Below are 11,994 nucleotides of genomic sequence, written 5' to 3'. Positions count from 1 at the left end.
GACCGCTCACGGACCAAAGAACGGCACACAAAAACTTGCCGGTCCGGTGCAGCCCGGTTCCCAGTTGGCATTCGGACGCTGCGCCGGCGCGCCCGTGCCGCACGCGGCAAGCTGCAGCAGTGCGCCGGTCGCGAGCAGCACGATGACCGCGCGGAAAAGATGCGTTTTCATCGGAATGGAGCCGCATAAGGAGCGGCGTCGAGCGGGTGACCGACAGCCATCGTTGCCTCGCTTGCGAGCCGGCACGGAGTGATCGTTTCATCTTAGGCTGTGGCGCTTTCATTCTCCACGTCATGCCGTGCGGATCGGCGACCGATCTCGCTGCTGCCACATCCCCAATTCCCGCCCAAAATTCCCGCCCCATTCCCCCCCGGTTCGCGCCCTTTCCGTGGCGAATTCGGGAAAAACTCCTGCCCCATTTCGTTGTCAACGCACGATGCAGTGCCCAAACTGATTGAGGGGGCGCGCGGTCGCCTGCATGCTGCTGCGCGTCAACCGGGCTCGAGCCACAGCATGGCGCCTTAGCGCTTTCGCTCCAAGTACAAACCGGTGGAGACATTCAAATGTATCGCGCAACAAAAAGCGTGCATGCCGCGCTATTCGCAGTGACCGCGTTTGCCGCGGCCACTGCTTACGCCTCCGCAGCGCCGATCGCCTATGTGACGAGCGAGACGAACGGTGTCGGCATTATCGATCTCGACAATATGTCGCTCGAAAAAACCATATCGCTCGGCAAGGACGGCCCGCGCGGCCTGAGCCTCACGGCGGACGGCAAGCGGCTGCTCGTGGCGGCCAAAACCGGCGAACTGATTGCGATCGACACGTCGACCGGCGAAGTGGTCGATCGCGTGAAGATCGGCAAAAACCCTGAGTTCGTCCGCGTGCACCGCGGGTACGCCTACGTGACCTACGAGCCCGGCGAAAGCGGCCCGCCGCCGGAAGCGATGCAAGGCGCCAAACCGGAGCAGAAGCGGCAGCAACAAGGCGCCAAACCCGAGCAACAAGGCGAAAAGCAGGCCGGCAAGGGCCACGACGATGACGACGACGCGAATAGTCCACCCGCCGAAATCGCCATCGTCGACCTGAAGACGATGAAGGTGCTGCGCTCCGTGAAAAGTGGCCACGAAACCGAAGGTGTCGAATTTTCGCCGGACGGCCACGAGATGCTCGTCACCAACGAAGGCGACGACACGGTGTCGGTCTATCAAACGCGTTCGGGCAAGCTGCTGCGCACGCTGAAACTCGACGCCGGCTCGCGTCCGCGTGGCATCAAGGTGTCGCCGGACGGCAAGCAGTATGTCGTCACCCTTGAAAATACGGGCAAATTCGTCGTGCTCGATGCGGCAAGCTTCAAACCCGTGAAGACCGTCGACACGAAGCTCGGGCCCTATGGCGTTGCGTTCGATCCGAGCGGCAAGCATCTGCTCGTGGCCGCGGCGCGCGACAAGACGCTGCAGGTGTTCGATGCGAAGACCTACGAGCATGTCGCCGACGTGCCGGTCGGCCAGCGCTGCTGGCACTTCAGCTTCACACCGGACGGCTCGAAGCTGCTGCTTGCGTGCGGCCGCTCGAATGCGGTTTATGTGCTCGATGCGTCGAATTATCAGACGGTCGGGCAGATCGGCAATCTGCCGCTCGCGTGGGGCATCGTGACGTCGCCGCCAAGCCAGGGCTCGATCGAATCGGCAAGATAAAGCCCATGGTTTGTCTCGCGGGCGGCGTCCACTACGCTGCCCGTTTCGTTTTCTTCGCCGTCCGGCATAGCCCGTGGTCAATCCCACTGATACCGCATCCCAACCCAGAACCCGCGCGGCGCGCCGAGTCCAAGAAACTGCTCGTTGGTCACGTCGTCCGGCGAAAACGTATGGTTCGGCCCGTTGAAGAAGTTCTGGCCGAGCACCGCGAACGTCGCATAGCGCTTGTTCAGCAGGTTCTGGATCGAACCGAATACCTGGAAGTGCTTCGTTACGTTATACGTCGTATCGAGGTTGACCAGAAAGTAACCGGCGAGCGTGCCGTTCACATCCTGATTGTTTTCGTCGCCGCGCGCGAAGATGTTGCCGCGATAGATCAGGTTCGTGCCGATGTTCCATTGCGGCAGCGCCTGGTAGTCGAACCGCACTTTCACCGTGTTCGCTGGAATGCCGGGGATGCGGTCGCCCGAGTGCACGGTGATATTGCCGTCGGCGTCGGCGCTCGAATTGCTCGAACTGCTTTCGGTCCACGTCGAGCGGTAGGTTGCGTTCACGTAGCTGTAGCTTGCGCTTACGCCAAGCGGGCCCCATTGCGTGCGCCCCGCCAGTTCGAAGCCTTGCCGGCGCGTCTTGCCGACGTTCTGGAAGAAGCCGAGCGTGCTCGATGCGCCTTCGCTGCTGATGAACTGGATATCGTCGTCGAGCGTCGTGCTGAACGCAGCCGCGCTCCACTGCGTATTGCTGCCGATGCGGCCGCGCGCGCCGACTTCGAAGGTCTTCGAGACCACCGGTTTCAGTGACGGGTCCGCGATGAAATCGTTCGGCAACGAGCATGGCGCGGCCGGGTCCGCGCACGCAAGCTCGATCGACGTCGGCGTGCGCATCCCTTCGTTGTACGTGAAGTACGCAGTGAACGACGACGTCGGGTTCCAGTTGATGCCGACGGCGGGATTGAAGCGCGAGAATGTATGGCGGCCGTCGAGCAGCGGCTGGATGCCGCTTTCGTCGCCGATCGTCGTGCGCGCCCAGTTATAGCGGCCCGCGAGCGTCATCGACCATTCGTCGGTGAACGAGAACGTGTCGGTAAAGTAAATGCCGTAGTTCTCGTTGCGCGTTTTCGCGTCGGTCTGTTGCACGAACGGTCCGTCGCCGATCGTCGCGCGCGTGTCGGTAAAGAACGCGTTCTGCTGCGATTGCGTGAAGTGTGTGTTTGCGAGATCCGCCGCCGCGCCCACGGTGAACTGGTTGTTCTTGCCGAAAAGCTTCTGCAGAAAGGTGGCCTGAAGGCTCGCGCCATAGCTGTCGGTGACGATCACCGATTGCGCATTCGTTGCCGGCGGTTCGTCGTCGTCGTCCGGATCGAAGTCGTCGTTTACGTTACTGCTCGTGTTGACATTCCGGTAGTGCCGGTAGTACGCGTTGCCGGTTATTTCGATGTCGGGCGTGAAATAGTGCGAACCGTTGATGGTCAGATAGCCAAGCTGGTTCTCGTTCGTGTCCGGGAACGTGTATGCCTGAGACCAGTTGCTCAGAAACGAGCGCGGAATGGTCTGCGAGCCGTTCAGCGTATTGTCGGCGCCGCCCATCGAAACCGACACGGTCGTCGACGAATCCATGTAGCGCAGCTTGCCGAATGCCTGGCGCAAGCGGCTCGAGTTGTGATCGGCCCAGCCGTCGTCGTTCGTGATGTTGGCGGTGAAATAGTAGTCGAGCGGCGAATCGCCGATCACGCCGCCTTGCTGGATCTGCGCAAGCTTGCGGCCCCACGAGCCCGCCTGGATCTCCGCTTCGCCGCCAGGGTTCGAACGGCCGTTCTTCGTCGTCACCGCGATCGCGCCGCCGAGCGTGTTCAAACCGAAGGTCGGATTCGAGCCCGGAATCACCTGGATGGTCTGGATGGCGGCCTGCGGAATCAGATCCCAGTTCACGACGTCGCCGAACGGCTCGTTCACGCGTACGCCGTCGAGAAACACCGATAGCCCCTGCGGCGTGCCGAGCACCGGCGACGCCGTGAAGCCGCGATAGTTGACGTCGACCTGCCACGGGTTGCCCTGCGCGTCGTTGATATCGACGCTTTGCAGGTTGTTCGAGAAGTAGTCGGTCAGCGTATGCGAATTCTGCTGGACGATCTGGCTGCCCTTGATCGTCTGCACGTTGGCCGGCACGAGCTGGATCGGCGTGCCGATGCCGACGAGCGGTGTCGTGCCGATCACGAGAATATTCGGCAGTACCGTTTCCGGTTCGGACGTTTGCGTGTTTTGCGCCACGTCGTCCGGCGCATTTTCCGCTTGTGCGGCGGGCGCTTCTTCGGCTTGCCCCGACGTCTGCTCTTGCGCTTGCCCGCTGGCAGCAGGCTGGTTCGCGCGAGGCGTGGTCTCCGTCTGCGCCCACGCTGCCGCCGCCATCGCGGCCAGCACCGCGGCAACGGAGAGTCTGAGCGCGACTCGGGGTTTTAACGTCTGCACGCACCGCTTTTTGCGTGGCATGGTTCTCATTGTCAGCGTCTCCAATGCTTTTTTTTGTGTGCAGGCGGTGAAGACCGGTTGTGCCCGCATCGATATGCATCGGTGCATGCACCGTGCTTCGCTGGCTTCAAGCGTCGCACAGGCGTGCGCGTATGCGCCCGGGAAAGTTTCCCGAAACTTTCAGGAACCCTTCCTGAACGTCAGGATTCCGATGCGCAGTCCGTCGGTTCGATGAGTAGAATGCGTTCCTGAACCCACCCGACACAGCGATGCATCCCGTGAAAATGGTTCGCTCAGACGTGTCACGGTCGTCCCCGTTCCGCTCCGCTATGTGGCGCGACTTCTCGTGCGTGCTCGTGCTGACGCTCGTGACGGCGGTGCTGTGCTCGATGTTCGACGTCAGCGAGCTCGCTTACCGCTGGACCCGAAGCACCGAGCGTTTCCAGCTCGACGAATTGCCGGTCACGCTTTGCGTGCTGGCAGCGGGCCTCGCGTGGTTCGCGTGGCGCCGTTATCGTGAATCGCAGCGTGAGCTGCGGCACCGGAAGATGCTCGAAGAGCAGGCTGAGCGGCTGCTCGTCGAGAACCGCCGGCTGGGAAGCCAGGCGATCGAGGCACAGGAAGCGGAGCGCCGGCATCTCGCGCGCGAGTTGCACGACGAGCTGGGCCAGTATCTGAACGCAATCACGCTCGATGCGGCGCGCATCCGCGATTTATCCGCCGCGAGCGAGCCGGAAATTCACCGTGCGTCGCTCGCCGTGATGCAGAGCGCGAATTTCGTCTATCGGCAGATCGGCGGGATGATTCGCCGCTTGCGCCCGATCGGGCTCGACGAGCTGGGTTTGCTCAGCGCGCTCGAGCATTGCGTCGACAGCTGGCGCGAGCGTTTGCCGCATGCGTCGTTCGCGTTGGCGGCCGAAGGCGATTTCACGGACCTCGCCGATGCATTGAACATCACGCTATACCGGCTCGTGCAGGAAGCTTTGACAAACGTGTCGAAGTTCTCGCGCGAATCGCGCGTCGAAATCTACCTCGTGCGCACGCCTGCCGACGGGAAGCGGAGCGGCGAGATTGTCGTGACGATCGCCGACGACGGCCCCGGTGTCGATTTGCAGCAGCCGCGCGCGGGGCTAGGGCTCGTCGGCATGCGCGAGCGTGTCGAATCGCTTGGCGGCGAGTTCCATATCGCGAGCCAACCCGGGGATGGATTTATGTTGTGCGCCCGCTTACCGGTTCAGGCGGGCGCGTCCGAACCGGACGGCGCCGCTCGCCGCGATCAGAGCGCCGATCCGAGCGGCGACCCCAATGACGACCCGAGCGACGCGCCCACCGCACCGCCCGGCGCGGTCAGATCGGAGAACTGAAGTCCAAGCCGGCTTGCCATCTGCGCGAGCTGCACGCCGTTGTTCGCACCGAACTTCTGGCGAATGGCCGATTGATGATTCGCGACGGTCTTCTGGCTCAGCCCGAGCCGCTCCGCGATCACCGGCAGCGTGAAGCCCTGCACGAGCAGCCGCAGCACCTCGAATTCACGCGCGGAAAGCTGGCGTCCCGGCGGCCCTTCGTTGAACATCGTGCGCATCGCGAGCGTTTGCGACACGTCGGCGCTCAGATAGCGCACGCGGCGCGCGACCGCACGCACCGCTTCGACGAGCACATCGGGCGCGCTCGCCTTCGTCACGTAGCCGCTCGCGCCGGCATCGAGCGCGCGGCGCACGAAGAGGCTTTCCTCATGCACGCTGAAAATCAGCACGCGCGCGTCGGGCGTGCGCGCGAGCATGCGCCGCATTGCCTCGACACCGCTCGCGCCGGGCAGCGCGAGGTCCATCACCACCACATCCGGTTGCAGCGCGCAGAATCGCTGGTACGCCTGCGTCGCATCGCCTGCTTCGCCGGCCACGCGCACGTCGGGGCTCAATTCGAGCAGGCGTCGATAGCCTTCACGCACGACGGCGTGATCGTCGACGAGCAACACGGAGATATCGGTGGTGGTCATCTGCGCGCTCCCTGATCGTTGGTTTTATCGGTTGCGGTGGCGGTTGCCGTATGCGGCCGAGATGTCGAATGTTCGCCGCTGAGCCGTTCGCCGCTGAGCCGCCGCGAATTCGCGTCGTTGCGAAAAACCACCGGCTGTTCGTCAGGCGCAAGCGCCGCGCCGCGCCGCGCGGCCTCGCGCACTACACGCACGACCGACTCGTGATGCGGGGATTTGTCGCACACCGGGTCCGCATTGGCCGCGTCATGCGTGAGCAGATAGGCCTGGCAGCGGCAGCCGCCCAGGTCGCGCGTTTTCTCTTCGCAACTGCGGCACGGCTCCTTCATCCAGTCGAAGCCGCGAAAGCGGTTGAACGCGTCGCTCTCGTACCAGACATCCGCCATCGACATGTCGCGCACATTCGGGAACGTGAGCCCCGGCAGCGAGCGCGCCGAATGGCACGGCAGCGCGGCGCCGTCGGGCGCGACGCCGAGGAACACCGAACCCCAGCCGTTCATGCAGCGCTTCGGCCGCGTTTCATAGTAGTCAGGCACGACAAAGAAGATCTTGCAGCGGTTGCCGATCTCCTTCCGGTACCGTTCGACGACGGCTTCGGCTTCCTGCAATTGCTCAGCCGTCGGCATCAGTTGCGCGCGGTTCGTATGCGCCCAGCCGTAGTACTGCGTATTCGCGAGCTCGAGATACTCGGCGCCCATCGCAAGCGCCATATCGATGATCTTGTCGACGTGCGGCAGGTTATAGCGATGCAGCACGCAGTTGAGCACCATCGGAAAGCCGTATGCCTTGATCGAGCGCGCGACGCGGTTTTTCAGGTCGAACGTGCGCGTGCTGCTGAGGAAATCGTTGAGCTCCTGCGTCGAGTCCTGAAACGACAGTTGGATATGGTCGAGGCCATTTTCCTTCAGCACGCCGAGGCGCTTGTCGGTCAGGCCGACGCCGGAGGTGATCAGGTTGGTATAGAAACCGAGCTTGCGCGCCTCGGCGACGAGTTCTTCGAGGTCGTCGCGCATCAGCGGCTCGCCGCCCGAAAAGCCGAGCTGCGCGGCGCCGAGCGCGCGTGCTTCGCGCAGCACGCGCAGCCATTCCTCCGTATTGAGTTCGTTCTGCTGCGCGGTGTAATTCACCGGGTTGTAGCAGAACGCGCAGTGCAGCGGGCAGCGGTACGTCAACTCCGCGAGCAGCCACAGCGGCGGCGTGATGCCGGACCGCACGGTGTGCTCGGGCGTATGCTGCGCCGCAACCGAAAGATCAGTCATGCTGAGTGCTCCAGCCAGCCGCGCGCGAAGGCGTGGGCGATAAACGCCTCCACTTCGGGCGCGATACCGGTTGCGTTAAAGCTGCGTTCAAGGTCGCCGACAATCGCCGCGACATCATGTGTGCCGTCGCAGCGCTTCAGGATTTCCGCGGCGCTCTGGTTCAGTTTCACCATACCTTCCGGATAGAGCAATACGTGCGCATCCTGGGCGGGCTCCCACTGCATGCGAAACAGCCTGTTCAGTTTCGGGCGCGCGGCCGTATCGAGCGGTGCGCCGGAATTCGAAGCGGGGTGGGTATCGTGCGTGTCGCTCATGTTGGAAAGGCCTTTTCGATTGCGTCCAGCATGGTCCACAGAATGTCGAGCTTGAATTGCAGGATTTCGAGCGCGCGTTCCTGCTGCTCGCGCGTGCGGAAATAGTCGAGCGTGACCGCGAGGCCGTGTTCGACGTCGCGCTGCGCGAGTGAAATGCGCGAGCGGAAGTAATTGAGGCCCGACGATTCGATCCACGGATAATGCGTCGGCCACGTGGACAGGCGGTCTTTATGGATTTGCGGCGCGAAAATCTCGGTGAGCGACGAGCACACGGCTTCCTGCCACGGTGCGCGGCGCGCGAAATTCACGTACGCGTCGACTGCGAATCGCACACCCGGCACCACATGTTCGAGCGACCACAATTCGTCGCGCGACAGGCCGACCGCGTCGCCTAAACGCGCCCAGGTTTCGATGCCGCCTTCGTCTTCGCCGTAGCCGTCGTGATCGAGTATGCGCAGCACCCAGCGGCGGCGCGTTTCGCGGTCGGGGCAATTCGATAGAATCGCCGCGTCTTTCAGCGGGATATTGATCTGGTAGTAGAAGCGGTTCGCCACCCAGCCGCGAATCTGCTCGCGCGAGCAGCCGCCGCTATTCATCTTCACGTTGAATGGATGATGGATGTGATACGCGCGGCCTTTCGCGCGCAATTGCGCTTCGAATTCCTCGCGGCTCCATGCCGCGCCGGAATCGGTTGCGGAGGGTTCAGGTGCGCGTGTCGCGCTCGTGCTGTTCATTGAAAGTCCAGAGTCAAAGTTCGAAAGTCATGCCGTCGCGGGCCACTTCGATGCCGTGCTGCGCGAGCGTGCGGCGCTCGGGTCCGTCGTCGACCAGAATCGGATTCGTGTTGTTGATATGGATCAGCACCTTGCGCGCGCCGGGGCGATCGAGCCCATCGAGCACTTCGATCATGCCGCCCGGGCCCGATTGCGCGACGTGGCCCATATCGGCCGCGGTCTTCTTCGACAGGCCGAGGCGGATCATCTCGTCGTCGGTCCACATCGTGCCGTCGACGAGCAGCAGGTCCGCGCGGCGCATCGCATCGCGTATAGACGGTTCGAGCGCGCCAAGGCCCGGGGCATAGAACGCGCGCTTGCCCGAATCGACGGCGGTGAGCAGCAGGCCGATGTTGTCGCCGCGCTCGGGCGCGTGGCGATGCGGCGAATAGGGCGGTGCCTTGCTCGACAGCGGCAGCGCTTCGATGCGCACGCCGGGCAGCGCCGGTATTTCAAGCGGCGCGTTGTCGAGTGCGATCGTGTGGCGCGTCACGCCGCAGTAGTGCGACAAGATCTGTGTGACCGGAAAGCCGGTCGACAAGTCCTGCCACACGGCTTCGGTTGCGTAGATCGGCAGCCGCGCGCTGTTTTCGCGCAGCATCAGCAGGCCCGTGACGTGATCGATCTGCGCATCCATCAGCAATACCGCGGCAATGCCCGTATCGCGCGCATGACGTGCGGGCTGCAATTCAGGGTTGGCCGCAAGTTGCGCGAGGATATCGGGCGACGCGTTGATCAACAGCCACGACACGCCGTCCGCGCTTACCGCAAGCGACGATTGCGTACGCGGCTGAGCGGCGATCGTGCCATTGCGCACGCCGCTGCAATTGCCGCAATTGCAATTCCATTGCGGAAAACCGCCGCCCGCCGATGAACCGAGAACCCTGATTTTCATTCCGCTTTCCGCCGTTCGTTGTGTTTTCAACCACATGCAAACGTCATACCTATCAAGGTAGCATTCTCCGCATCAGTCCGTCTTTGTCGACGAGCTGATGCTTGAGCGCGCCCGCAATATGCAACGCGACTAGCGCGATCAGAATCCACGCGCTGGTCTCGTGAATCGTGAACCACAAGTGGCGCAGCGCTTTGTCGTCCCAACCCCACTTCGGCAGCAAGATGCCCCAGAAACGCGTGCCGTATGTGTTGAACGACGAGCCGAGATAGCCGGTCACCGGCATCACCACCATTGCGACGTATAAAAGACCCTGCGTTGCGCGCGCGGCGGCGCGTTGCCACGCTCGCATCGGCGGCAGCGGCGGCCTGCCGTAGACCGTACGGACCACGATGCGTACCAGCACAAGCAGGAAAATCGTCAAGCCCAGCGACTTGTGAAAGTTGATCAGCGATGCCTTGAAAGGCAGACCGCGCGGCAAGCCGACCATATAAAGTCCGATCGCGATCATGGCGATGATCGCGATGCCGATCAGCCAGTGCAGCGCGATGAGCGGCCGCGCGTACCGTTCGCTCGCGACGCGGCCCGTGTGTGAGGCTTCGCTCGTATGCGTTGCGTTCATTTTCACTCCCAGCGGTACAGCTTGTTCTTGACTGCTTGGGCACACTGCAGGGCGCCTGGGTTCATTCGTCAGTGTGCGCCCTGGTTGCCTGCGCGGGCGATCAGCAATTCCCCGCGTCCGTCCACGGCGAGATCGCCTGAGAGGCGGGATGGCATCGTGCGCGAATCGAGCATAAAAAACGGTGCGAGCGCGGCGTTTAACGATGCCGCGCCGGTGGCCGCAAACGGCTCGCGTAGGGCGGCCAAAGCGCGCACGAACAACTGCCAGAACACATCGAAGCCTCGACCGCCTTCGGCGAACGTGGGTGGGATGCATTCGGGCTCGCGTAACAGCAACAGCGTGCCGCGGCGCATTCCATATGCGTGGTGAGCGCCAATACTTCCTGCTATGCAAATTGTTCCGGCGACTAAACGCGATGCGGCAAAATCGCCCGCGTCACCGCCGACCAGCACAAAGCCGCGCCGCATTCTGTCGCCGAGGCGTGCGCCCGCATGACCTGCGATGGCGAGCGTGCCGCCGGTCATGCCTTCCATGTCGCCGGGCAACGCACCGGCTGCGAAGTCACCGGTGCTGCCGTCTATCGTGAGTTGGCCGCCGCGCATCTCGCAGCCGGTAAATGCGCCGGCGTTGCCGCCTATCTGCAATGCGCCACCCGTCATGCGGAGTCCGGCGTAGTCGCCTGCCGCGCCTGTCACGCGCAGATGACCTTCGGCGAGATGTGCGCCGACACGGTCTAGCCACGGTACATCGCCTTCGATGATCAGCGTGGCTTGTGCACCGTTGCCGCGGTCGCTGCGCGACACGTCGAACAGATCGCCGGCCGCGCACGTCACGTCGCCTGCATGCAGCACGATGCGCGCCACCTCATCAGACGATTGAGCCGCGAGCGCCGCCGGCAGCAATCCTGAACCGTCGACGCGAAAACCGGGCGCGGTTTTCACGCGCAGCGTCGTCGTTATGCTCATGGCTTGCCCCCATTGCCGCTTCCCTTAGGATCCTGTTGTTGTTGCGTTGAGCCGCCGCTTCCGCTGCCTGCGGCATGGGACGGTGCACCGATCGACGCCGCGAGCTCACGCAAATGAAAGTGATACGGCCCGAGCTTGCCGCCGTAATTGCCCGCCGAAATGCGCAGCACGCCGCCCGCATTCGACGCGGCCGCAATGCCCGCTGTCATCGCCGCGCCCACGTCGGCATCGGTCAAGCCGTCGATCACGATCTCGAGCACGCAGCCCACTTCGGCCGTGAGTTCGGTGCGTTTCGCGACGCCGACCAGCGTCGGACAGAACGGGTCGTTCGTCGATGCGACCGCGCCCGCATACTTCGACCCGATCTTCGACCCCGACCGCACGACGCCACCCGGAAACGGCGTAATCACATTCGGCAATTGATGCATCGCGGCAACCGCGGCTTCCGCCGCGGCGAGCGCATGGTCGGTATCGCGCGCGAGCAGCAGCAGATTGCCGCCGCCCACCGCCTTGACCGTCACTGCCGATTCCTCGGCGACGAATTCGCCGTCCATCACGGGGACGCGCCAGTAACGCGTGTCGCCGAGCATCTTTGCGATCTGCCAGCCGTCGCCGAAAAAACGCAGTGCGCCGCCGAGCGGTGCGAGGTCGGATAGCGGCGCGCGGCTCGTCTGCGGATCGATGCCGCTGTAGACGGCGGTGGTCGGGCACGTCAGCACGCATTGGCCGACGCGCCGCATGATCTGCCTGGCGAGTTCCTTCGACGACACCGCGAACATCAGCACGGCGATGCCGGGCCGGCCGTCGGGCGTGTCGGCCGGGTCGATCGCGCGCTCGATGCCGGCTTCGCAGCCGCAGTCGATCACCGACGTCGCAAAGCCCGACAGCGACTGAGCGGCGGCGCGCGCCCACGCGGGCGTATGCGCGGTGATGACGAGCCGCGTCGCCTTCATCGGGAAGGCTTCCGCAAACGTGTCGTCGATCAGGGTGCCGTTGATCTGCATCGTTCGCTCGCTT

Annotated in this window: 12 protein-coding genes; 2 read left to right on the top strand and 10 right to left on the bottom strand. The window is 63.6% G+C overall.

Going from position 1 to position 11,994, the window contains the following annotated elements; translation table 11 throughout:
• Positions 1–6: 6 nt before the first annotated feature.
• Positions 7–171, bottom strand: a complete 165-nt coding sequence (locus tag ACYPXD_RS11300) for a hypothetical protein (RefSeq protein ID WP_459710865.1) — start codon at positions 169–171, stop codon at positions 7–9.
• A 392-nt stretch (positions 172–563) separates the two neighbouring features.
• Here ACYPXD_RS11300 and ACYPXD_RS11295 point away from each other — a divergent pair, with 392 nt between their 5' ends.
• On the top strand, positions 564–1,694 hold the full coding sequence (locus ACYPXD_RS11295; protein ID WP_459710863.1) for a beta-propeller fold lactonase family protein: 1,131 nt from the start codon (positions 564–566) through the stop codon (positions 1,692–1,694).
• A 77-nt stretch (positions 1,695–1,771) separates the two neighbouring features.
• Here ACYPXD_RS11295 and ACYPXD_RS11290 read toward each other — a convergent pair whose 3' ends face one another.
• A complete protein-coding gene (locus tag ACYPXD_RS11290; RefSeq protein ID WP_459710861.1) occupies positions 1,772–4,189 on the bottom strand; it encodes a TonB-dependent receptor in 2,418 nt (805 codons plus the stop codon).
• A 254-nt stretch (positions 4,190–4,443) separates the two neighbouring features.
• Here ACYPXD_RS11290 and ACYPXD_RS11285 point away from each other — a divergent pair, with 254 nt between their 5' ends.
• On the top strand, positions 4,444–5,523 hold the full coding sequence (locus ACYPXD_RS11285; protein WP_459710859.1) for an ATP-binding protein: 1,080 nt from the start codon (positions 4,444–4,446) through the stop codon (positions 5,521–5,523).
• Here the strand turns inward: ACYPXD_RS11285 and ACYPXD_RS11280 are convergent.
• The 8 genes from ACYPXD_RS11280 to fhcD form a co-directional block, all read right to left on the bottom strand.
• Complete coding sequence (locus tag ACYPXD_RS11280; protein WP_459710857.1) at positions 5,436–6,155, bottom strand: response regulator; 720 nt, start codon at positions 6,153–6,155, stop codon at positions 5,436–5,438. The genes ACYPXD_RS11285 and ACYPXD_RS11280 overlap by 88 nt on opposite strands.
• The gene (pqqE, locus tag ACYPXD_RS11275) at positions 6,152–7,411 is read right to left on the bottom strand and encodes a pyrroloquinoline quinone biosynthesis protein PqqE (RefSeq protein ID WP_459710855.1); all 1,260 of its coding nucleotides are present in this window, start codon (positions 7,409–7,411) and stop codon (positions 6,152–6,154) included. The genes ACYPXD_RS11280 and pqqE overlap by 4 nt, the downstream gene beginning before the upstream one ends.
• The gene (gene pqqD, locus ACYPXD_RS11270; RefSeq protein ID WP_459710853.1) at positions 7,408–7,725 is read right to left on the bottom strand and encodes a pyrroloquinoline quinone biosynthesis peptide chaperone PqqD; all 318 of its coding nucleotides are present in this window, start codon (positions 7,723–7,725) and stop codon (positions 7,408–7,410) included. Before pqqD ends, pqqE begins: the two co-directional genes overlap by 4 nt.
• Positions 7,722–8,459 carry a pyrroloquinoline-quinone synthase PqqC gene (gene pqqC / locus ACYPXD_RS11265; protein ID WP_459710851.1) on the bottom strand — a complete coding sequence of 246 codons (738 nt, stop codon included), beginning with the start codon at positions 8,457–8,459 and terminating at the stop codon, positions 7,722–7,724. The genes pqqD and pqqC overlap by 4 nt, the downstream gene beginning before the upstream one ends.
• A gap of 13 nt (positions 8,460–8,472) precedes the next feature.
• Positions 8,473–9,393, bottom strand: coding sequence for a pyrroloquinoline quinone biosynthesis protein PqqB (gene pqqB, locus ACYPXD_RS11260; RefSeq protein ID WP_459710849.1), 921 nt, complete (start codon positions 9,391–9,393; stop codon positions 8,473–8,475).
• A gap of 52 nt (positions 9,394–9,445) precedes the next feature.
• On the bottom strand, positions 9,446–10,012 hold the full coding sequence (locus ACYPXD_RS11255; protein WP_459710847.1) for a cytochrome b: 567 nt from the start codon (positions 10,010–10,012) through the stop codon (positions 9,446–9,448).
• A 68-nt stretch (positions 10,013–10,080) separates the two neighbouring features.
• Complete coding sequence (locus ACYPXD_RS11250; RefSeq protein WP_459710845.1) at positions 10,081–10,977, bottom strand: formylmethanofuran dehydrogenase subunit C; 897 nt, start codon at positions 10,975–10,977, stop codon at positions 10,081–10,083.
• Positions 10,974–11,981, bottom strand: a complete 1,008-nt coding sequence (fhcD, locus tag ACYPXD_RS11245; RefSeq protein WP_459710843.1) for a formylmethanofuran--tetrahydromethanopterin N-formyltransferase — start codon at positions 11,979–11,981, stop codon at positions 10,974–10,976. Before fhcD ends, ACYPXD_RS11250 begins: the two co-directional genes overlap by 4 nt.
• Positions 11,982–11,994: the final 13 nt, after the last annotated feature.

Source organism: Paraburkholderia sp. 2C, from assembly GCF_054589215.1.
Note: the sequence above shows the minus strand (reverse complement) of the source record. Positions and strands in the feature narration are given on the sequence as shown.